Origin of the sequence: Paenibacillus solanacearum (assembly GCF_910593845.1) — a bacterium.
GTDB lineage: Bacteria > Bacillota > Bacilli > Paenibacillales > NBRC-103111 > Paenibacillus_G > Paenibacillus_G solanacearum.
Genome location: NZ_CAJVAS010000016.1, coordinates 107,188 through 128,477 on the forward strand (window position 1 = coordinate 107,188; position 21,290 = coordinate 128,477).

Below are 21,290 nucleotides of genomic sequence, written 5' to 3' on the forward strand. Positions count from 1 at the left end.
CGTTCACCTCCCCGTCCGAATTCGGATAAACGTCTTATGCTTGAGATGCTTTTCTTACATTAGCGAAAAATTCAGGACCGCCGAGCTGCCCGCCTTTAAGCGCCAGCTCCACACCCTCAAGCTCGGGCTCGAGCGAGTACGCCTTGCACAGTGGAGCACCCGGCGAAACCGGCAGCAGCATTTCCAAGCCGTAAATGCCCATTTCGCGGGTTACGAAGCCCGAGGTGTCGCCCCCGGCTACAATGACCCGGCGAATGCCGGTTGCCTGCATCACTTCCCGCGTCCATCGCCCCAGCTGTCTGCCGATAAATTCACCCGACTCCAGCTCGGGAATGCCCATCGCCGCGAAGCGCTCGCGCGTTTCAGCAATAGCGGGATCGTCCGGACCCATTGCCGTATACAAGATGACGCTGTGTCCGTCCCGCACAAGGCGGATCGCCTCATCGAGCAGCGCTCTCGGAGCGGATTCGCCCCGTACGATATCGTCAACCGGGATGCGGATCGCCCGGAACCCGGCCTTCACCGCATTTTCGATCTGCTGCTGCGTCACCATCGAGGCGCTGCCCGATACGGCAAATACTTGATCCGCCGGCTTAACCGTGCTTGTTTGCTGCTCACCGCTCGGTGCAATGCCTGCCGACTTCCAATGGGCGGTCATTGCGTAACCGACCCCGGAGGAGCCGACGACAAAGTTGGTCCGATCCGGATAGGATTCCCAGATCAGCTGGCCGCTAACACGCAGGCGCTCGTCGTCCAGCACATCGAACAGCAGCACGCCGGGCTCGCCCAGCTTCTCGCTGTACCGCGCCTTGACAGCGTCGATGCCACCTTCCAGCTCCAATAGGTTCATCAGCCCGATCCGCTCGGTCGTTTGCTCAGACAGATGTAAGCGAAGATCGGCCTCCTTCATCGGCGTGATCGGATGCCTCGACATAACGGGATGCCGATCCAAACGGTACACCGCGTCGTGCATCCGCGCGAAGTGGGAGCCGAACAGCGTGTAGCGGCCTAATGGAGGCGCGCCGACCAGCAGCGGAACGACCGGCTGATCCGTAAAGTAATCCCTTGCCACGGCGATCGCTTTGCCGATACTGCCGACTTCCGGCGCGGAATCGAAGGTGGAGCAGGTTTTGTAATGAACGACTGGCGGCTGAATCGCGGCGAACTGCTCGAATACCGGCCGAAGCTCAGCTTCCATGTCTGCGTTATTTTTAGCGCGGCTCGTTCCCGCGACCCCGATACAGCGTATGCCCTCAAACCGTTGCAGCAGCTCCGGCGTCGGCGGCTCCAGGAAAAGAACCGTCCGGTACCCGCTGATCGCGAGTGCTTCCATTGCATCCGTCGATCCGGTAAAGTCGTCGCCGTAAAAAGCGAGCAGCAGCCCGTTGTCCTTCATGTTGTGTTCCTCCATAACTGTCATTTAGAAAATTTGTGCAGCGCCCGTAACAACTCCGGATGGCTCTGCGCGTAGGTTTCGAGCGCAACACCCTGCACCGCCGCCTCCCAGCCTTGGCGCATGCTGCGTACGCCGGCCGCGATGCCGCCCGGGTGGGCAAGAATCCCGCCGCCAGCCAGCGAGATAACGTCGGCCGAATGAACCGCTTCGTACGTAGGAACCGCGGTCGCGGCCCATTGCGCCGAAGAAAGCACCGGCATCATATGATATCCGCCTAGAAACGGCTTGAGGCTGTCCCGAATCGCCTGCGCCACTGTCTCGTTATCCTCCGAGAACTTGTTGTTCAGGCCGTTGGTGTGAAGATGATCGACGCCGGCCAGTCGGCACAGCTTCTGAAAAACCGTAAAGCTCATACCGAGCAGCGGGCTGCGCGACATCGCTCCCCACTGCGTGCGGTGTCCGTGTATCGGAAGCTGGGAATACTTACGCAAGTAGGCGGTGCCGGCAAAGCCGACGCTGTTGACGCACACCATAACGCAAGTTCCACCCGCCTTCAGCACCAGATCGTGATTGCGGCGCAGCTCGTCGATATCGCCGGTAATGTTGAAAGCGTACATCACTTTCTTGCCCGTTCGGTCCGCCACCCGCTCGATTTCCTCCATCACGACCTTGACCCGTTCTTCCAGCGGGGCAAAGGCTGGATTCGCGCACAGCTCGTCATCCTTGATGAAGTCGATGCCCGCTTCCGCAAGCTGCCGTACCAACGGACCGTAGTCTTCCGTGTGAAGGCCGATGCTCGGCTTAATAATCGTGCCGACCAGCGGTCCGCTCTGAACGCCCGTCAACCTGCGTGTGCCTTCGATGCCGAAGGCCGGACCGGGATATCGGTCCGCGAAGGCGTTCGGCAGCTCGAGATCGATCAGCTTCAGCCCCGAAAACTCGCCGAGCTCGTACAAATTGCCGGCTACCGTCGACATCAGGTTCGGCAGCGAAGGACCGATATTATCCAGCGGGAACGATAATGTTACGATCGCACGCCGATAAGTCGCATGTGACGCGTCCATACCTGCAGGCAGCCGGGAACCGGGCAAGGACGGCTGCCGGACAGCCTCCAGCTCGGTAACGCTGACAACCTTGGCTCCGTGCTTCTCTTTCAGTTCGGGTGTTTCACCCGGTACCGTGACGAAGGTCCCGGTCGACTGCTCTCCCGCCATGGCCTCCGCCGCATATTCCAAGGGGAAAGGCGTCTCGATGTAATAGGTGGCCAAGATTCGATTGCGATCCAACGTCGAATCCCTCCTCTTTCGAAAGATGCAAACCGCGCGTTCAGCCTCGCCGATCGACGGTTTCATAACGCTTTCATTTCAGTGCTTCTATGTGCTTGAATACAAAATCTAACTTGAATCTATCTTAGATCTATGTTAGATCTATATGTAACATCATATTTACAACCGCTTTCAGTGTCAATGACAATTTTTTACGTTTCGTTAATATTTGTCTTGCAGCTGGAAGCTTCCGGTTCGATGTGGCTTCCCTGACGAGTGTCTGTCATTAACGTACTTTCATATCGTCACGGGGAATGTATAACTTCAAAACAAGGCGGGGTATAGGAATGAAATGGTTTCATGATTTGAAAATTTCGGTCAAGTTCATCGGTTGCTTCGTCGCGATCTTAGTCATCCTCACGATTGGTAATTTGACAGGATTGATCAACACAAACCGCATGAACGACAACCTTGTCGATCTGTACGACAACGATTATCGGACGATCAAAGATCTCGGCGACATCTCCAGCTCCTATCACCGGATCAATACGGCTGTCGGCAGTTACTTGCTGCTGAGCGACAGCGAGTCCCGGAAGAAAGAGAAAGAAGCCATTTTGGCGAAGCAACAAGTAATCGACGAGCTTCTCTCGCGATTCGAAAGCCGCGATCTTACCGATGAGGAACGCAAAGAACTGAGTCTGTTCCGGCAGCTCTGGAATACATATCCCAAGACGATTGAAAAGGTGCTTGCATTAGCCGACGAGGGGCAGGATGCTTTCGCCCGATCGTTATATGAGAAGGAGATGCTCACAAGGGAAGACGGCATTGATCGTACGTTCCAGGGCTTTATCGAACTGAATCAGGAGAAAGCCGATTCCCGCTTCAACGAATCGATGCGCCGCTACGGCAGCATCAAATGGTCGACGCTCCTCATTATGCTCTTCTCGCTGCTCATCTCCGGCCTGCTGGGCTCGCTGATGACCTTCTCGATCATGAAGCCGGTCCGGCTGCTGCTGGGCGCCTTCAAGCATGTCGAAGACGGAGATCTGTCCCGTGAGCTGTCAACGGAGCGGCGGGATGAGCTTGGCCGGCTGGCCGCCGGCTTTGAAACGATGCGGCAGAGCATCGCTTCGATCGTGTCCCAGACCAAACGCTCCGTACATCGATTATCCGATCTTTCAGGCCATATCCGGGGCTACGCTCAGACAACCGGCGAAACGTCCCAGGAAATGAACAAAGGAATGCAACTGGCCGCCGCGGCGTCCGATGCACAGGCAGGAAACGTATCGGAAGATACCGTCGTCATCCGGGAGATGTCAACCGGCCTCAAGCAGGTGGCCACCCATATCGATGAAGTAAGCAGCCTCTCCAGCGATATGGAGAGGGCTTCAAGCGAAGGGCGTCTCGTCGTCGCCGGGGCGCTGGATTCCATGACTTCCATCCTGCTGAAGTCGCAGCAGACCGGTTCGATCGTTCAGGAACTGGGCAGCCATTCCGCAGAAATCGACGGTATCATGTCCACGATGAGGCAGATCGCTGAGGAAACGAACCTGCTGGCGCTCAACGCCTCTATTGAGGCCGCACGGGCCGGCGAAGCGGGCAACGGATTCGCCGTCGTGGCGCTTGAGGTGCGTAAGCTGTCGGAGAGCAGCAAAGCTTCCGCCCAATATGTCGGAAGCGTGATTGCCCGCATCCAGGAGAGTACCCGCGATTTGCTCGCATCGACTCAGGCATGGACAACCGAGCTGCATCAGGGGCAGACGAAGGTCAACGAGGTATCAGCATCGTTCAGCCAAATTTACGAGTGGATTCAGCATATGAACGACCGCATCCAGGATATTACGGCGGGGATTGAAGAAATGGCTGCGGGGAGTGAGCAAATGGACGCTTCCATGAGGCGCATCGAAGCGTATGCCGATCAAGTATCGCAAACGAACCGGCAGTATGCCGACCAATCCGGCGAGCAGGCGCGCTCGATGGACGAGATCAATATGTCGGTCGAGGAGCTCTTGAACGTCTCCCGCGAGCTCAGCACGCTTGTAAACCGCTTCGTAATCAAATAACGGCTTGTAGCCACAAAAAACATAGGGACTCTCCCCTTGCCAGATATCCATGGCAAGCGGGAAAGCCCCTGTTCGTTCGCTTGCGGGGCGCGCCTTCTCCGCCGCCGCATCGTCGGCACCGGAGCTTACTTTTTTTGCGCGGCCAGCGTTTCAATCTCTTTGTTCGCCGCTTCGTTAGCTTCCCGCAGCGCGGTTACGACGTCCTTCTTCGTCGTAATGATGTCTGTAAAAGCAGCGGCGAACTTGGACGAGGCAATCGATTCCTCGGGTGAGTACGTGCCGAGCTCGGCGCGCTTCTGCGGGAACATCGCGGCAATGTTCTTCCCTTTGAACTTCGGCATGGCCTCACCGTAATGCTTCAATATGTCGCGGTTATTGAGCACTGTCGCCCGGCCCTGCTTCGTATTCTCAAGCTGATACTCTTCGGATACAAGATAGGCGACAATATCGAATGCCAGCGGCTTGTTCTGGCTCAAATTCGTCACCGACAAGTAGGCGGGATACGACTGCGGCCCCACCCCCGGCGCCTGCTCATAATAAGGTACCGATACCGCATCCCAATTCATATCGTCCGGTGGCGTGCCGCCGCTGAAGTTTGTGTACATCGCCGCGGTGCGGTCTTTCTCGAACATCGCCCGCATCGCCGCCACCGTACTGTTCTGGGCGGTCCACTGCATCCCCGAGAACTGGAAGAACTGGACGATGCTCTGCATAAACTTCCGCCAGTCTTCACTATCGATCTGCGCCTTGCCGGTCTTCGGATCGACGTATTTCAAGCCGAGCTGATTCGTATTCGCCTGTGACCCCGCGGCCGTAACGTAGCCCACATATTGTACCCCGCCCTCGGAGCGGGTGAGCTTTTTGGCCAAGTCGTACAATTCGTCCCATTTCATGTTGTCTTTCGGGTACGGGACGCCGAACTTATCGAAGATGTCTTTGTTGTAATACAGCGCCGCCGTCGCGGTCCAGACCGGCAGCGAATAGATCGCTCCGTTGCCCACTCTGCGCTGGAATTCGATCGTGGAGGGCTCGAATTTGCCGAGATCGATATTTTTGGCCTTGATCAGCGGGGTCATATCGTACTGGAGGCCGAAATTGCGGAAATTATAGGCATACCCGATCGAGTCGAACACGATGTCGATCGTCGTACCGGCGGAGAGCAGCTCTTGCAGTGTCGAGCCTTTGCCGCTCGGAATATATTTCAGCGTTACGTCGGGAAATTTCTTGCGGATCGCGTTGCCGTACATCTCGTTGAACACCTTCTCGTCGATGGCCCCGCCGGCCGTGTACATCGTAATTTCCTTCGGCCCGGTATTGACCGGGACCTCGGCGGCCGGCTCCTTTCCGCTCGCTTGCGGACCGCCTGCGGCCCCGCCATTTCCGCCGGAAGCGCCGCTTCCCGCACAAGACGTCATTATGGAAGCCATCAAAGCCGCTGCAAGCAGCATGCTCCATCGTCTTCTTTCCATTCTCCAGCCCCCCTGTCAATTCCATCGCATCCGCTCTACGAATCAGCGGATTTATCCTATTACTAGGTCATATGACGGAAGAAGGCGAAGAATGAAAGTTTTTAATTTTCCGACAATAAAAAGACAGGTTGCATACCGGATGCTATCCAGCAAACAACCTGTCTTCCTAGTGATAACAGCGGCGGCGAGAACGCCGATACGCATCGCGCGCCGCCCTGTGCGGCTCAGCCGCATTCCTACCGGCTGTCCGGCGGCCCTGGCCGAAAGAAGCACGGCCCCTTCGCTCTTGACCGCCTCCGCTGTGATACGCCGGAATCGGAACGGCCGATCAGGCGTTAAGTCCCGACTTGACCGCCTTGGCAACGGCAACGGTACGCTTGGCCTGGTGCTTCACCGCCGGTTGTACATCTTCGACCATGCGGCCGGATGAATCAACCGTTACGCTGGTGCCGTACGGATTGCCGCCGGAAGCGAAAATAACGGGATCGGTATAGCCCGGCGCGGCCACGATGGCCCCCCAATGATACATCGTCGTGTACAGCTGAAGAATCGTCTGCTCTTGCCCGCCGTGCGCATTTTGCGCTGAGCTCATGGCGCTGACGACTTTATTCGCCAGCTTCCCATGAAACCATAGCCCGCCTGTCGTATCGATAAACTGCTTCACTTGACCGGGAACGTTACCGAATCGCGTCGGAACGCTGAATACAATCGCATCCGCCCACTCCAGGTCGCTCAAGGTTACGTTCGGTACGTCTTTTGTCGCTTCGACATGGGCTTTCCAAGCCGGATTGGAATCGATCGCCGCTTGCGGCGCCAGCTCCGGGATCTTTAGCACCTTTACTTCTGCACCGGCTTCCTTGCCCCCTTCCGCCGCCCACTCGGCAAGCTGGTAGTTCGTACCGGTCGAGCTGTAATAAATGATCGCGAGATTGACACTAGACATTGGATTGCACTCTCCTGTTCGATATGAGGTATGAGCAGCAGCTTTATCGGGAAATCCCGCTCTACACACCATATTATTATTTACAGCAGCGAAAGCCGGCATTCTTCGAAAAGCGGTCCGCTCCGGGATCAGAGCGGGGATGAGCGAAAATCAGGAAGGGAAGCGCGCTTGGAACCAGGACGCCGCCGCTTCCGCTTCCGTATAGGTCAACTGATGGCCGCGGTTCTCCCACTGGACCGTCACGGAGGCGCCGGCTGCGCCGAGAAGCTGCTGCAGCTCCTCCGTTTCCCCCGGGGAACAGATCGGATCGTTCGTCCCCGCTCCGATAAATACCGGGAGTCCGGTCAGATCGGGAAGCGAGATGCCTCTGCGCGGAACCATCGGGTGATGAAGGATAGCGCCCTTGAACGGGTGCGCATAATGGAACAGCAGGCTGCCGATCATATTGGCGCCGTTGGAGTAGCCGACCACCACAGCGCTGCCGCGGTCAAACCCGTACTCGCCGGCGGCTTGGTCGAGGAACGCATGCACCTCCTTCGTTCGAACGATCAAATCTTCTTCGTCGAACACACCCTCCGCCAACCGCCGGAAGAAGCGCGGCATCCCGTTCTCCAGCACGTTCCCGCGAAGGCTGAGAACAGACGAGGATGGAGAAATGGCGCGGGCCAGCGGCAGCAGATCGCGCTCCGTCCCTCCCGTGCCATGGAACAGCACTAACGTTGGCGCCTCGGGACGCAAGCCTTGCTCGTAAAGATGCTTCATACCGATTTCCCCTCCAACACCCGGACTTCGATCGGAAGCAGGTTCGCTTCGATTTGCGCGCGATGCGGCTCGAACCAGTCAGGCAGCATCAGCCGTGAGCCCAGCCCATCGGCAGGCTCGTCGCGGGCGAATCCCGGCGGATCCGTCGCGATCTCGAACAGGATGCCGCCGGCTTCCCGGAAGTAGAGCGCATTGAAATATTGCCGATCCACGATTGGCGTCGGATGGTAGCCGTACGTTTCCACGGCGCTTCTCCACGCGTCATGCTGCTGGAAATCCGCGGCGCGCCACGCAATATGATGCACTGTGCCCGCGCCGTCACTCCCCTGGCTCATCGCGGCGAGAGGTACATCGATCACGTTGCCGATGTCTCCTTTGGCGCGGAAGCGAGCATATGCCATGTCTTCCGCTACCTTCTCCAGCCCGAGCAGCTGCTCCAGCGCATCCATCGTGCGCTGCGGATGAACGCTGAACAGCACCGCGCCGCCGAAGCCTTTGATCGCACGTTCGGCGGGAATGCCGCCGAACGACCACTGGCTTTCCGCCCCTTCCGCCCGTTCGACCAGCTCGAGCCGCAGACCTTCGTTGTCCGAGATCTGAAGGTACAGCTCGCCGAATCGGCTTACTTTGGCAGTCTCAACGCCGAAGCCTGCAAGCCGCTGCTCCCAATAGGGGAGCGAGCCGACCGGCACCGCATACGAGGTGATGCCGACCTGGCCGCCCCCGGCAGCTCCTTTACGCGAATGCGGCCAAGGGAAGAACGTAATGATCGTTCCCGGACTTCCCTCCTCATTGCCGAAGTAAAGATGGTATACTTCAGGGGCGTCGAAGTTAATCGTTTTCTTCACGAGACGAAGCCCCAGAACTCCGGCGTAGAAGTCGACATTCGCCTGCGGATCGCGGGCGAATGCGGTAATATGGTGAATGCCTGCCGTTTGCATGGTCATCTGTATTCCTCCTCTATGCTTCTCGTCTATGGCCTAGCGCAAGCCATGCCGTTATTGTTATGACAAGCGTTTTATTGAATCAGAGCATCCAGCGAATAGGAACCGGCACCGGTCAGCGCGATCCCGACTACAACGGCGATCAGCACCAACTGGTATTCAATGCCGTTCGAGGTGATCCACAGTCCGTTTTTGCCATGCACCTTGACGATCGCGCCCAGCATGGCGGCCGTGATAAGCACAGCAGCGAGCGGTGTCACGAAGCCGATGGCGAAGAGTGCGCCTCCGACCAGCTCCATCAATCCGGCGACCACCGCCATGACGATACCCGGCTTTATGCCGACCGATTCCATCCAACCGCCCGTTCCTTTCGGACCGTACCCTCCGAACCACCCGAACAGCTTCTGGGCTCCGTGCCCGACAAACAACAACCCAACAACCAAACGAATTACAAGCAATCCCCATGCCATCATACCTATCATCCTCCATTTATTATTATTTTGAGTATCTTTAATTTAAGATATTTGACAAGCATAAGCTTCTATCTATATTTCGATCCTCTGCCGGCCCTTTGGACCGTCATGGCAGCTCCTCGGTTGTCTACCGTATTCCGCAGCATGAAGCTCAACTCCTTCGTTTGTCTCAAATTTAATTATCTTGAATTAAAGATAAATGATTTTCCGAGCGTTGTCAACCCATTCTAGAAAAAAGCCGCGTGCCTTTCTGCATCTGGACGTGAACAGGCGGTTCTATGAAAAAAAACCGCCATAACCGCATTTCCGAACAGCTTACCTGACCACTCTGCGTATCATCAGAAAGAACACGATGCCCGTAAAAATGCCGATAAACGCAAACAGCATGGGCAGCCACACCGGACCGAACAAAACGCCGAAGAGCTTCAGCTTCGTCGAAAACATGATGCCGACGGTGCCGAAAAAGGCGCCCAACACGAACGGGAGGTATGCGAACGGCGCGGTCGTCCCTGCGTCCTTGTAGGCATCCCACATGCCGAACATATACAGGCACGGATAAAACATAAGCCAGTGGTAGTCGGTCACCTGAATGGCACCGTCAATATCCCCCTGGAAGCTATAAATAATGAGCAGATTCAAATGCGCCTGCGTATTGATCACAAATTCCAGTATGATCAAAGTGATTCCTTTGACATACTGCTTGTTCAGAAATTGGCCGAACCCGGGAAGGGCGATCGCCCACAGCAGCTTTTCGATTTTATTGGAAGTGGTCATGGCGGTATCACGGCTACTAGTGCATCACATCGGCAGATTCAACAGCGGCTTGCGCTTGCGGAACGAAGCGATGGCGGGCATCGGCTTGTACGGTATTCGTGAACGGCCGAAGCCATCTGTCCTTCATCCGCAGCGGCAGCGCCATGAGGCTGGACTCCCGCTGCTTCGGCGCTTTAAGTTCCTGCTTGTTCTTTTTCGTAAATAGGTGCACGGCTCCCGCCAGCGCGCGAATGGTAAACAACGTGAAGTTGATATAAGCGAACGTCTGCAGAACCGACCACGACTTCCATTGAAACAACCGAGTCCGCTTCTCCATAATCCATTGCGCGATCGACATCGGCACGCTAAAGCACAAGCTTTTCAGGACTATCCCCAGCGGCTTCGATTTGGACGTCCACCGGACCCAAATGACGCTCAGCAGCGGATAAAACAGCAGATCGTATAAAATGTTCGTATCGAAGATATTCGGGAACGGCCGGACCGGATATTCGATTTTATTTCTTTTGATGAAAACGGAATCGACGGCGGTGGATAAAATGCCTTTGGCAAAAAACACGGTCAGATGCATCGGCAAATGTCTGCGCTTCAACACAAAGGGAGCCGCCGCCAAACAAGAAACAAACAGCATTCTCATCATGAACCGTTCCACACTGAATTCCTCCTTGCACTGGATGGTTAACATTAGTATTCAATGGGGAAACGAATATATGTGTTGTAAAATTTAGTAACCTGTCGCAAGAGGTTTGAGACGGCTCCTTCTACGGCAAAAAGCGCCTCAGCCGCCATCATGCAGCTTGAAGCGCTCTTCTCGATTCGATAGACTCTTGCGTCAATCGGCGGCCGACTCGTTCGGAACCGGCGCGGACTGCAGCGGCAGCGTGACGGTGACCACGGTCCCCTGATTCGGATGGCTCTTGACGTCGATGTCCCCATCGAAGTAGTCAACCAGCTTTTTCACCATAAACAAGCCGATGCCCTGCCCGCCCTTCTCTTCATTGAATTTCTCGTATTTGCGGAACAGCAGCCCGAGCTGTTCTTGACCGATGCCTACCCCATGGTCTCTGACCGCGATATAGAGCCGCCGCTGATCGGTGTACACATGAAGAAAGACGGTGCCGCCCTCGTAGCTGTACTTCACCGCATTGCCAAGTATATTCGAGACGATCAGCTTAAAGCCGATCGCGTTGCTGAGCAGGCGGTCCCCATCCGAAAGCAAAATATCGCTGACCAGCTTCATTCCCTGCGTCCGCGCCTTCACTTCCATCATCTCAGTCACTTCGGCCAGCAGCGCCTTGGGCATGATTTGCTTGCGCAGCCATAACGATTCGGTCGTCAATAGCTGCTCCGTATTTATAATATGACTGATTTCGTTATCGATCAGCATGACGTAATCGCAAATCGCCTTGAGCTTTTCGCGGTCCGCCTCCTCTTCCGTCTTCTGCATCAACAGCATCGAATACGCCTTGATCACCGTGAGCGGATTGCGGACTTCATGCGATACGGCATGGACGAAATCAAGCTTTTGCTTGTAAAAATCCATCTCCGTCTCGATCTCATACTGCGCGGAGTGCGACGGAAGCAGCTGCCTGTTGCGGTGGCTGCGGTACATATTGGAGCGGATCATATGCTGATCCGTCATTAAATAGCCGTGGGTTTTCAGCTTCTCATTCTGGGCCGAGGCGGAGATGACGCTGCCGTCGTAGCAGCAGACGGTGAAGTAATCGTGCTCGCCCGCCGCGGCGCTGCGCTTTGACTCCGGATGCGCGGCGTTAGCCTGCTCCAGCGGCCAGTCCGCATGCCCCCATATTCTCACCGATGCATTCTCATGCCCGGATCGCTCTCCGAACGGCTCGATATGCGCCAATACGTGCTCAAACCGATAATCGGCATGCCTCCGGAAAAAATCCCCGCTATCTACAAAATGAATGTAATCGCGGTCGTTCCCGGGCCTCTCCGACCTCAGTCTTGCGGTAATCGATTCGAAGCGTTCCCTGCTGTCTATGAAAATCACATGCTGATCGAAGTCTACGGCGCTCTGCAGGAAGGACACCGCATTGCGCAAATACCCTTCTGCGGAATCGTAGCTGTACAGGATGCGCGCTCCATTCTCAACATTCACCTTGTGGCTCAGTTGAATCGTTCTGGAAGTAGACATTAAGGCCTCCGAAATCAATAGATTACTACTGTTTCACTATATCAGACTATGCCTGTTTTTGATATACCCTCATCCATATTGTGAAATATTGCTCATGAGAAGTATGGTAATTTTTTTGAAAAAGGGTTTTGTCGATCCATGACGAATACAAACTGTTGGAGCCAAGCCACTTAAACGGATAGAGAAACGAGGAGGAGAATGATGAAACATACGAATCGTCTGACCAAATTCGTCGCGATGCTTTGTTTGGTAATGATGCTCGGATGCGCGAATCTCGCCTTTTTCGCAGACGAGGCCCGAGCGGATTCCACTTACAGCTACCGGACCGCTCCGAACGATACGATCGGCATCACCCGTCCCGCAATCACCTATTACTTTACGACCGATCTGGGCATGCAGCCTTCGGCGTATTCCATGTATTTGAACGGCAAAAGCGTCACCGCGACCTATGACGGCAAAGGAACGCTGAGCCATACACCGGCCCAAGACCTCGCGCCTGGCGAGTACAATGTGGAGATCTCGATCACGTATCCCGGCTATATGCCGATGCAGCAATCCTGGAAGTTCACCGTCGCCGCCAATGCGCTGAAGCAGTTTCCGGCCGTGACGGCCGAGCAGCAGGACGGCTTGTCCGCGCTGAACGACTACCGGGCGATTTACGGACTGAATCCCGTCAAGTTCAACGACATGCTGAACGCCGGAGCGACCGCCCACGCCAGCTATCTGGAAAAGAACAAGGTCAATCAGTCGAAGGACAGCCGGGTCAGCCTGCATGAAGAAGAGCCGGGGAAATCCGGATTTATCGGCAAAAAACCGCTCGACCGCGCCAAATATTACGGCTATTCCACCGGCGGTGTAGGCGAAGATGCCGCGCTGCTCAAAAAGGCTGCGGTGAAGGAAGCGATCGACGCGTTCTTCGATGCGCCGTACCATAGAACCCCGCTGCTCGACCCATCCATACAGGAAGTCGGCGTCGGCAGAGTAGGCAATTATACCGTTATTTTATTCGGACTGACGCCGACCAATAACGCGCAGCTCGTCGTCTCCCCGGCCCCCGGCGACCGGTTCGTTCCTACCGTCTTCGACGGATATGAAGCGCCGGACCCGCTGCGCATGCATGCCGGAGCGGAATACCCTGCCGGCTATCCGATTATGGCCCAATATTTTGGCGCCGACATCGACAAGGTCAAGCTGATCAGCGCCGAGCTGCTGGACAGCAGCAACAAGCCGGTCGACATTCTCGCCAATTCGCCGGATAATGACGACAGCTTGACGAATGCGATCATTGTGATCCCGCGCAAACCGCTGGAAGCGGATGCCCGCTACTATGTCAAGCTGAAGCTGCAAGCCGTGAATAAGGACGGCGCCAGCACGACCGAGACGAAGGAATGGGATTTTACAACGGAGCCGGTCGCTTCGCTCGGCAAACAGAAGCTGCATCAAAATGCGGCCGACTATAAAAAAAATTATGTGACCGCCACACCGGTTCAGCGTACCGCAGCGTTCGGACTGGATGACACTGCCTATTCGGTAGACGGCATTGCGTTTCCGATGAAGCGGCCGCCGCTGATCGTCGACGGCTCCTCGTATTTGTATATCCGCGATCTCGCGGCCGCGCTCGGAGCGAATGTGGAGTGGGACAACGAGAAGCGAGCGGCGGTTTATACGAAAGGGCCGCTGAAGGTTACGCTGTATACGAATGCCAATCAGGTTGAAATCAACGGCACGGTCAAAACGACGGACACGCCCGCCCGGTTAATCGACGAAAACACGATGGTGCCGGTGCGGCTGCTGGCTGAAGTATTGGGAGCAAAAGTCGATTACGCGGAAGCGACGCGAACCGTAAAAATCAATTATTAAAACATGAAGGAGTCTGGCGCTGAAGCCAAGGCTCCTTTTTTTGTCGGCCGTTTGCCGTTGCCCGTTGACGTACTGACGTATTATGGTTGACGGTTGACTTTAGGCGGTTACCCCTCGGTCCGGGGAGCGGACCGGATGCTCCGAATGACCCCATGCAGATCCTCCGCCTTACGTCCTACTTCCGCTCCTCCCGGCTCATCGATGTGGATAGATCATCCTGTGGATATGTTGACATACACCGTCCGAATTATACACAGTAAGCGGTTTTAGGCTGTGAATATTGTGTATAATTTTGTGGATATTCTCACAATTCAATGTTTTTGCGCAAGTTTGCATGGATGCGCCGATGCCGTTCGGCGATCTGCCGGCCCCCCTCCGCGGCTTCACTATATGCGGTAATGGTGCCGGAATAGCGACGGGGCGATCCCGATCTTGGCGCTGAACACGCGGCTCAAATACGATCCGTTCTCGAATCCGCAGCGGCCGGCAATGGCGTCGAGCGTCTCATTGGTTTCCAGCAGCAGCCGCTTCACTTCCTCAAGGCGCAGTCTTGCCACATATTCCACAGGCGTCTCCCCGTACGCTGCGCAAAACCGCCGGGTCAGCTGCGACTGCCCGATTCCCAGCTTCCCGGCGATTCGCTTCATGCTCATGTCCTCGTACAAATGCCGGTGCATATACCCGGCCGCGAGCTGCATGAGCGGATCGCTCGAATCTTTCCCCATGACGGCGAATTCCCGCTCCATCTCGCTTAGAAACAGCAGGTCGAGCAGCAGCGGAACGACCGTATTCTGCGTGGATACCATCCGGCCGAACCGCCGCTGCAGCTTGCGGAGGTACGTGTAAGTCGATAGCAGCCGCGCCGTATCGCGGATCGCGACTTTTCCGACGGGCAGCTGTGCAGATGCCTCCGGCCCGTCCGGTGCATAGTGGAAGTAGATCACGTGGAACGTAATGTCTTCCAGCGCCTGGCGCCGGAACAGCTCGCCCGGCGGACAAAACACCAAGTCTCCGAAGGCCGCGCGGCCCTGCCGATCCGCAATCTCATATTCGAAGGAGCCCGCTTCCACGCCGAGTACCGTATATGTTTGGTGCGTGCTTTCCGGGAACATGAAACTGGGGCGTGGCCCCGTATAGACGCATTGAACCACTTCTACGCTTCCGTTGGACATCGTCAGCATTCGAATCCCCCTGTCCACTCGATTTACTATAAAGATAACACAGCAGTATTCATTTGCGTCGCGCAAAAAAATGAAAATAAAAGCTCAAATTCCTGCATGTTCTTCGCTTTGGGCCGCAAGTATGATGAGAGCGTACAGACAAAAACCGATAAGGAGGGTTTGCATTTGTTTTACACGATTCGACGATGGATTCGACGCAAGGCGCTGCCGCGGGGGGCCGTTTCCTGTATCCGCCTTCTGTGCGCGGGGGCGGCGCTTGCTTCGATGGCCGCTTGCAGCGGCGCGCCACAGCAGCCTTTAGCGGCGGAGCCGCCGCAGGCGACGAAGAAAGAGCCGGTGGAGCTTGTCTTTTTCTCCACCTCGGGCTGGACCAAGGAAGCGTTCGACGAGCGGTTCGGCGACGCAATGAGGCGCAAATTTCCGGATTATACGATCACGTATATCCAGTCTTCCAAAAACGTAACGATGGATAGCCTGATTACGGCCGGAACGACCTTCGATATATTTTGGGACACGTACTCGAACACGTTCATTAACCTTGACCGCTACAAGCTGCAGTTCGATATGAGCGACCTGATCAAGAAGCATAACGTCAACTTGAACCAGCTTGATCCCGCATCGATCAATATCGCCAAAACCATGTCAAACGGCAAAATGTATGCGCTTCCGTTAGTCAATAACACCGACGTGCTGTACTACAACAAAGACATCTTCGATAAGTTCGGCGTTCCGTATCCGAAGGACGGCATGATGCGCGACGAGGTGCTCGATATCGCCAAACGATTAAACCGGGTCGACGGCGGGACGGCCTATTACGGCCTAGGGCTTTACCCTTCCAACGCGCTGGCGATGAGCCCCTTCTCCATTCCGTATATCGATGCGAAGACGCAGACGCCGACGATTCAAACGGACGCCCGCTGGAAAACCGTCTTCGAGCCGCTGATCGCCGCTTACCGCACGACGGACAACAAGAAGATGTCGGACCCGAATCAATTTTTGAAAACCGGCAATATGGCGATGTTTATCGGCCTAGCCAACATGTTCCTGAACTTCGATGCATCCGGGGTGAACTGGGATCTCGCCACGTATCCGCTGTTCAAGGAAGCGCCCGGCGTTGGGCCGCAGCCGCTGCCGACCATGTTCAGCATCACGTCCATGAGCAAGCACCCCGATGAAGCGATGGAGGTTCTTGCCTATATGCTGACGGAAGAGTCGCAAAAGTCGCTAGCCGAGCGGGCGATTATTCCCGTGCTGCAGACGCCGGCAGTGACACGAGCCTTCGGCACGAAATCGCCGTACCCAGGCAAAAACTACGCCGCCATTCTGAAATACAAATTCGCCGAAATTCCGCCGATGACCGTCTACGACAAGCTCGCGCAAAACATATATCTCAAGCCGCTGGAAGCGCTGGCCAAAGGAACGACGGACCTGAATACCGCCTTCCGCAACATCGATCAGGAGACAAGGCAAATGATTATGCAGGAGAAGGCCAAGTAGCTTTGCCCCACACCCTGGTGCAGAAACAGGATGTGTACGCAAAAAAGTGAAAATAAAAGTGAAAATTGCTGTATATTCTTCGTTCCGGCGCGGCGCTATCATAAGATTACAGAACCACCTTACCCCATACTCAGCAAGGAAGTGAATCGAATGGAAGCGAAGGAAGAGGCAGCGATGGAAAGCGTGTCGTACACTGGAAAAAAATCCATTATCGATTGCGACATTCACGCCAGCGTGCCGTACGAAGGACTGAAATCGTATTTGCCGCGTATGTATCGCGAGCAGATGGACACGTGGGGCAAACGCCTCCCCGGGCAAAATCAAATGTATTTGAACGGCGGGACGAACGGCTCCATGCAGGAGTATCGCCCGCCTCGCGGAAAGGAGGAGGACGAGGACAGCTACCTGCGCTACTTTCAGGCCCAGCATCTCGACAAATATAACCTGGCCTACGGCGTCCTGACCGGCAGCGATTACGCCGTTCATACGACGCCGGATACCGATTACGCTGCCGCCCTCTGCTCCGCCATGAACGATTACGTGATCGAAAGATACGTATCCCGGGACAGCCGACTGAAAGGCTCGGTGCAAATCCCGAAGCAGGACCCGGCCCTGTCGGCCAAAGAAATCGACCGCGTCGGCTCCCATCCGGGCATGGTGCAGGTGATCGTGTCCAACGGCGCGCAACGGCCGTACGGCAACCGGATCTACGATCCGATCTACGCCGCTTGCGCGCGGAACCATTTGCCTTTTGCCATCCATGTGAGCATGGAGGGCATCGGCATTAACCACCCGCCGACGGGGGCGGGATACGTCAGCTATTACGCCGAATACCGGGCGGCGCGCACGCAGATCATGATGGCGCACCTGGCCAGCCTCATCTTCGAAGGCGTGTTCGTCAAATTTCCGGAGCTGAAGGTAACGATGGTCGAAGCAGGCATGCTCTGGGTCGCTCCGTTCCTGTGGCGGCTGGATCAAGATTGGAAGGCGCTGCGCCATCAGACGCCTTGGCTGACGCAGCCGCCGAGCGAGTATTACCGCAAGCATGTCCGGGTCACGTCGCAGCCGATCGAGCTGCCGCCGCAGAAGGAGCTGTTCCTGCCGATGATGGAGGCGATTCATGCGCGCGAATGCCTGATGTTTGCCAGCGATTACCCGCATTGGGATTTCGACTCGCCGCTCCGTGCCTTTCCGAAAATGGACGATGCGCTGAAGCGCCGTATTTTTTACGAGAATGCGGCGGAGCTGTACGGCTTGCCGTCCGAACCCGCGACAGCCGGAGGTGTCGGGGCTTGAGCCACAACCGTTACTTGGTCGGCCGCGCATCGGAGATCGCGCCCGGCGCCCGCAAAATCGTCGAAGTCGAAGGCCGCAGCATCGGCGTTTATAATGTCAACGGTCATTATTATGCGATCCGCAACGTATGTCCGCATCAAGGCGCGCCGCTCTGCCTCGGGATTACGACCTCCTTCGTCACTTCCTCGTATCCCGGCGAGTTCTGCTTCGAGATGGAAGGGGAAATCGTGCGTTGTCCGTGGCATTTCTGGGAGTTCGAGATCAAGTCGGGCTGCATGGTCGTCGATCCGAAGACAAGAACGAAGACATACGACGTCACCGTCGAACGATATGATGTTTCGATTGAGGACGAGGACCAGCTCTTTGTCCATTTGTAAGGTCGCCGATCCGGCCTCTGCTGCCGCTAGGTTCCAATAAGCGAACGAACCTCCATATCCGGTGATCGCCGGATTGGAGGTTTGTTCTTGTTCTTGTCTCTTTCAGCCCATCTCCGTAAAACAAGAGCAATGAACGAGACGATGGGCCGTCTAAGCTTGCGGCCAAAGTCCCCCCCGCATTCGAAAGCTGCAGAACCGCCAATCCGAGAAAAAAACGCTGCCGACCGCGACAGTAAGACGAATGTGGTTCGTAATTGGCATTTCAGACATTCGCCCCACGTCCCTGCCTGTTCCAGTGCGCCCCCGGCATTCGCCGCCATCGGCCGCCTTCCATTTGGGTTATGACGACTGCACGGCCGTTCCGAGTCATATCTTAATAATACATATGACTTCCCTATAGGATGTGAATGCTGTGAAGGACGTGAACGCCAGCCCCCCGCTGCCCCCCGGTCTCGATAAACCGAACATTCTCGTCATCCTCGTAGACGAACAGCGGTATCCACCGGTCTATGAGTCGGCTGAAATCCGAGAATGGCGCAAGGGCCACTTCGCCGCCGAGCGGTTCTTGAAGTCGCACGGACTTGAGTTCCACCATCACTATATCGGCAGTGCCGCCTGCTGCCCGAGCCGGGCGACCCTGCTTACCGGGCATTACCCTTCGCTTCACGGCGTCAGCCAGACGAATGGCATCGCCAAGAGGTCGGGCGACCCGGACATGTTCTGGCTGGATCGCAATACCGTGCCTACGCTCGGCCATTATTTCCGCGAAGCCGGGTACCAGACGTACTATAAGGGAAAGTGGCATATCTCGGATGAAGATATGCCGGTCCCGGGTACACACCGAAGCGTCCCGAGCTACGAGCCCGTCACAGGACAGCCTGATCCCGGGCTGGACGGTTGTATGCGGATGCCGACAGGCTGGATGCTTACGGCTTCGCCGGCTGGATCGGTCCCGAGCCTCACGGACGCAATCCGCGAAATTCCGCTTCGTCCGCAGCGATCGGCGTAAGCGGCCGCGATGAGACGTACGTCGAGGAAACGACGGAGCTGATCGAAGCGCTGGACCGGCAGCGCCTCGCAGAGCGCGAAGCCCAGCCTTGGCTTATTGTCGCGTCGTTCGTGAATCCGCATGATATTGTGCTCTACGGGGCGCTGACGGCCCACTTGCCGGCGTTCCGGTTCGCGGTTGACCCTATGCCGGAAGTCCCCCCGTCGCCGACATTCGACGAACCGCTGCATACCAAGCCGCGATGCCAGGCAAGCTACCGTGATTTGTACCCGTACGCGTTCCAGCCTATCCTCGATGAGCCATTTTACCGCAAGCTGTATTATCAGCTGCAAAAAAACGCCGATCAGCAAATAGCGAGAGTGCTCGAGGCCCTAACGCGCTCCTCCTTTTATGACAACACCATCGTCGTCTTCACCTCCGACCACGGGGAACTGTTGGGGGCGCACGGCGGATTGCGCCAGAAGTGGTACTGCGCGTATGAGGAAATGCTGCATGTTCCTTTTATCATTCATAACCGGCGTCTATTCCCGCAGCCGCAGCAATGCCATGCCCTTACGAGTCATGTGGACCTGATGCCCACCTTACTGGGGCTGGCTAATGCCGATGCCGAGGCCATCCGGGAGCGCCTGCGAAGCAAGTTCAGCGAAGCGAGGTCACTTGTCGGCCGCGACCTGTCGGCGGTCATCCGGGAGCCGGATCGTGTCTCTCTTCCCGATGAGCCCATCTATTTCATGTCGGACGACGATGTCACCCGCGGGCTGCATCAATGCAATGCGCTGGGGATGCCATACCCCTCCGTCGCGCAGCCCAATCACGTCGAAACGATCATAATGACCGTGACGCACAACAGCAAGAAACAGCGGTGGAAGCTGTCCCGCTACTTCGATCCTACCCAATTCTGGAGCTGCCCGGGCGTAAGCGATACCGCAAGCTCGCCAGTTGGACCCGCTTACGGTCCGGTCCGCTGCTGGAACGTATCCGTCAAGACGAAGCCCGCCGAGGACGAGTTCGAGCTGTACAACTTGTCCGACGATCCGCTGGAAACGGTCAATCTCGCGCATCCTTCCTGCGCGACACCGACTACGATCGCGATCCAGCGACACATGATGGCGCTGCTGGCCGCGCAGCGAAAGCATAAACGATTACAGCCCGCAACGTACCATACTTGAAACATTCTTATCAGGCCGCTTGTACCGCAGAGACCTTGCACGAAAAAACGAGCCCAGCGTCTGTGCTGAGCTCGTCGTGCTTGCGCGGAACCGTCCGTTTCACCATACCTTTATAACGAACGGGCGCACAGTCTCGCTTTTGCCTTAAACGTCTTTCAGCGGCTGCTTCGAATCATTGCATGCTGCATCCGACAGGCTCTACGACTGGGAAACGGACGGCTTCGATTTTTGCGAAGCGGTCACCATGAGCAAGATGCCTGTAATCAAGTGCAGGATCCAGCCCAGCAGCGGAACCCAGGCCAATACCGAAGTGATGACGCCCAGGATGGATCCATAAAACGGCTCTTTGTTCTTGGCGGATAATATAAGCGTAATCACGTGCAGAATGAACATCACTCCTAAAGCCGTGTACGCGCTTCCCATTACGACGGCAGCGCCTACTACAGGAATAGCCAGGAACACTTCGAATGCCCCCGTTATCCATTTCAGGACTCTGGAACCGGTCATTTCCAACGCCTCCTTAGTAATATCCTCCGTACAATATATTAACGATACAAGCAATTTATGGATGTTTTATGAATCTTGCGGGCTAAAACAATTTTTAGGTGAGCCCGCGCCCGGTTTTCCCTTGGCCTTCAGACGGCAAGTCGCCCTTCT

General features: G+C 56.1%; 17 protein-coding genes and 1 pseudogene. 6 read left to right on the forward strand and 12 right to left on the reverse strand.

The features are described 5' to 3' along the window. Positions 1-34: 34 nt before the first annotated feature. Positions 35-1,396 (reverse strand): four-carbon acid sugar kinase family protein, encoded by a 1,362-nt coding sequence (locus KXG62_RS18310; protein WP_218093440.1) that lies wholly within the window; start codon positions 1,394-1,396, stop codon positions 35-37. A gap of 20 nt (positions 1,397-1,416) precedes the next feature. Continuing rightward, a complete protein-coding gene (locus tag KXG62_RS18315; protein ID WP_246627511.1) occupies positions 1,417-2,682 on the reverse strand; it encodes a ribulose-bisphosphate carboxylase large subunit family protein in 1,266 nt (421 codons plus the stop codon). 326 nt (positions 2,683-3,008) lie between these two features. On the opposite strand from KXG62_RS18315, the gene KXG62_RS18320 reads away from it, so the two are divergent. Next, a complete protein-coding gene (locus KXG62_RS18320) occupies positions 3,009-4,724 on the forward strand; it encodes a methyl-accepting chemotaxis protein (RefSeq protein ID WP_218093442.1) in 1,716 nt (571 codons plus the stop codon). 125 nt (positions 4,725-4,849) lie between these two features. Here the strand turns inward: KXG62_RS18320 and KXG62_RS18325 are convergent, their stop codons facing one another. The 8 genes from KXG62_RS18325 to KXG62_RS18360 all read right to left on the reverse strand — a co-directional run bounded on the left by KXG62_RS18325 (position 4,850) and on the right by KXG62_RS18360 (position 12,244). Continuing rightward, positions 4,850-6,193 carry an ABC transporter substrate-binding protein gene (locus KXG62_RS18325; RefSeq protein WP_218093443.1) on the reverse strand — a complete coding sequence of 448 codons (1,344 nt, stop codon included), beginning with the start codon at positions 6,191-6,193 and terminating at the stop codon, positions 4,850-4,852. Between the two features lie 328 nt (positions 6,194-6,521). Continuing rightward, positions 6,522-7,136, reverse strand: a complete 615-nt coding sequence (gene wrbA / locus KXG62_RS18330) for an NAD(P)H:quinone oxidoreductase (RefSeq protein WP_218093444.1) — start codon at positions 7,134-7,136, stop codon at positions 6,522-6,524. A 150-nt stretch (positions 7,137-7,286) separates the two neighbouring features. Beyond that, a complete protein-coding gene (locus KXG62_RS18335; RefSeq protein ID WP_218093445.1) occupies positions 7,287-7,898 on the reverse strand; it encodes an alpha/beta hydrolase in 612 nt (203 codons plus the stop codon). Further along, on the reverse strand, positions 7,895-8,845 hold the full coding sequence (locus KXG62_RS18340; protein WP_218093446.1) for a ring-cleaving dioxygenase: 951 nt from the start codon (positions 8,843-8,845) through the stop codon (positions 7,895-7,897). The genes KXG62_RS18335 and KXG62_RS18340 overlap by 4 nt, the downstream gene beginning before the upstream one ends. A 71-nt stretch (positions 8,846-8,916) precedes the next feature. Continuing rightward, positions 8,917-9,315 carry a DoxX family protein gene (locus KXG62_RS18345; RefSeq protein ID WP_218093447.1) on the reverse strand — a complete coding sequence of 133 codons (399 nt, stop codon included), beginning with the start codon at positions 9,313-9,315 and terminating at the stop codon, positions 8,917-8,919. Between the two features lie 315 nt (positions 9,316-9,630). Further along, positions 9,631-10,089 (reverse strand): hypothetical protein, encoded by a 459-nt coding sequence (locus KXG62_RS18350; protein ID WP_218093448.1) that lies wholly within the window; start codon positions 10,087-10,089, stop codon positions 9,631-9,633. 16 nt (positions 10,090-10,105) lie between these two features. Continuing rightward, positions 10,106-10,738 carry a CBO0543 family protein gene (locus tag KXG62_RS18355; RefSeq protein WP_218093449.1) on the reverse strand — a complete coding sequence of 211 codons (633 nt, stop codon included), beginning with the start codon at positions 10,736-10,738 and terminating at the stop codon, positions 10,106-10,108. Between the two features lie 180 nt (positions 10,739-10,918). Further along, positions 10,919-12,244, reverse strand: coding sequence for an ATP-binding protein (locus KXG62_RS18360; RefSeq protein WP_218093450.1), 1,326 nt, complete (start codon positions 12,242-12,244; stop codon positions 10,919-10,921). Positions 12,245-12,445: 201 nt separating this feature from the next. On the opposite strand from KXG62_RS18360, the gene KXG62_RS18365 reads away from it, so the two are divergent. Further along, positions 12,446-14,104 (forward strand): stalk domain-containing protein, encoded by a 1,659-nt coding sequence (locus KXG62_RS18365; protein ID WP_218093451.1) that lies wholly within the window; start codon positions 12,446-12,448, stop codon positions 14,102-14,104. 386 nt (positions 14,105-14,490) lie between these two features. Here the strand turns inward: KXG62_RS18365 and KXG62_RS18370 are convergent, their stop codons facing one another. Then, entirely contained in the window at positions 14,491-15,285 is a 795-nt protein-coding gene (locus KXG62_RS18370; protein ID WP_218093452.1) for an AraC family transcriptional regulator, read from the reverse strand. A gap of 165 nt (positions 15,286-15,450) precedes the next feature. Here KXG62_RS18370 and KXG62_RS18375 point away from each other — a divergent pair, with 165 nt between their 5' ends. The 4 genes and pseudogenes from KXG62_RS18375 (at position 15,451) to KXG62_RS18390 (ending at position 20,633) form a co-directional block, all read left to right on the forward strand. Beyond that, positions 15,451-16,782, forward strand: coding sequence for an ABC transporter substrate-binding protein (locus tag KXG62_RS18375; RefSeq protein WP_218093453.1), 1,332 nt, complete (start codon positions 15,451-15,453; stop codon positions 16,780-16,782). Positions 16,783-16,932: 150 nt separating this feature from the next. Next, the gene (locus KXG62_RS18380) at positions 16,933-18,078 is read left to right on the forward strand and encodes an amidohydrolase family protein (RefSeq protein ID WP_218093454.1); all 1,146 of its coding nucleotides are present in this window, start codon (positions 16,933-16,935) and stop codon (positions 18,076-18,078) included. Further along, positions 18,075-18,455 carry a Rieske (2Fe-2S) protein gene (locus KXG62_RS18385; RefSeq protein WP_218093455.1) on the forward strand — a complete coding sequence of 127 codons (381 nt, stop codon included), beginning with the start codon at positions 18,075-18,077 and terminating at the stop codon, positions 18,453-18,455. The genes KXG62_RS18380 and KXG62_RS18385 overlap by 4 nt, the downstream gene beginning before the upstream one ends. A 421-nt stretch (positions 18,456-18,876) precedes the next feature. After that, positions 18,877-20,633, forward strand: a pseudogene (locus KXG62_RS18390) (sulfatase family protein). 198 nt (positions 20,634-20,831) lie between these two features. Here the strand turns inward: KXG62_RS18390 and KXG62_RS18395 are convergent. Further along, positions 20,832-21,140, reverse strand: coding sequence for a hypothetical protein (locus KXG62_RS18395; RefSeq protein ID WP_218093456.1), 309 nt, complete (start codon positions 21,138-21,140; stop codon positions 20,832-20,834). Positions 21,141-21,290: the final 150 nt, after the last annotated feature.

What these genes read in the sequence shown, in the direction of transcription:
- KXG62_RS18335 (WP_218093445.1), bottom strand. Translation starts at nt 7,898, where the DNA reads ATGAAGCATCTTTACGAGCAAGGCTTGCGTCCCGAGGCGCCAACGTTA.
- KXG62_RS18340 (WP_218093446.1), bottom strand. Translation starts at nt 8,845, where the DNA reads ATGACCATGCAAACGGCAGGCATTCACCATATTACCGCATTCGCCCGC.
- KXG62_RS18350 (WP_218093448.1), bottom strand. Translation starts at nt 10,089, where the DNA reads ATGACCACTTCCAATAAAATCGAAAAGCTGCTGTGGGCGATCGCCCTT.
- KXG62_RS18380 (WP_218093454.1), top strand. Translation starts at nt 16,933, where the DNA reads ATGGAAGCGAAGGAAGAGGCAGCGATGGAAAGCGTGTCGTACACTGGA.
- KXG62_RS18370 (WP_218093452.1), bottom strand. Translation starts at nt 15,285, where the DNA reads ATGCTGACGATGTCCAACGGAAGCGTAGAAGTGGTTCAATGCGTCTAT.
- KXG62_RS18345 (WP_218093447.1), bottom strand. Translation starts at nt 9,315, where the DNA reads ATGATGGCATGGGGATTGCTTGTAATTCGTTTGGTTGTTGGGTTGTTG.
- KXG62_RS18310 (WP_218093440.1), bottom strand. Translation starts at nt 1,396, where the DNA reads ATGAAGGACAACGGGCTGCTGCTCGCTTTTTACGGCGACGACTTTACC.
- KXG62_RS18365 (WP_218093451.1), top strand. Translation starts at nt 12,446, where the DNA reads ATGAAACATACGAATCGTCTGACCAAATTCGTCGCGATGCTTTGTTTG.
- wrbA (WP_218093444.1), bottom strand. Translation starts at nt 7,136, where the DNA reads ATGTCTAGTGTCAATCTCGCGATCATTTATTACAGCTCGACCGGTACG.
- KXG62_RS18320 (WP_218093442.1), top strand. Translation starts at nt 3,009, where the DNA reads ATGAAATGGTTTCATGATTTGAAAATTTCGGTCAAGTTCATCGGTTGC.
- KXG62_RS18360 (WP_218093450.1), bottom strand. Translation starts at nt 12,244, where the DNA reads ATGTCTACTTCCAGAACGATTCAACTGAGCCACAAGGTGAATGTTGAG.
- KXG62_RS18325 (WP_218093443.1), bottom strand. Translation starts at nt 6,193, where the DNA reads ATGGAAAGAAGACGATGGAGCATGCTGCTTGCAGCGGCTTTGATGGCT.
- KXG62_RS18395 (WP_218093456.1), bottom strand. Translation starts at nt 21,140, where the DNA reads ATGACCGGTTCCAGAGTCCTGAAATGGATAACGGGGGCATTCGAAGTG.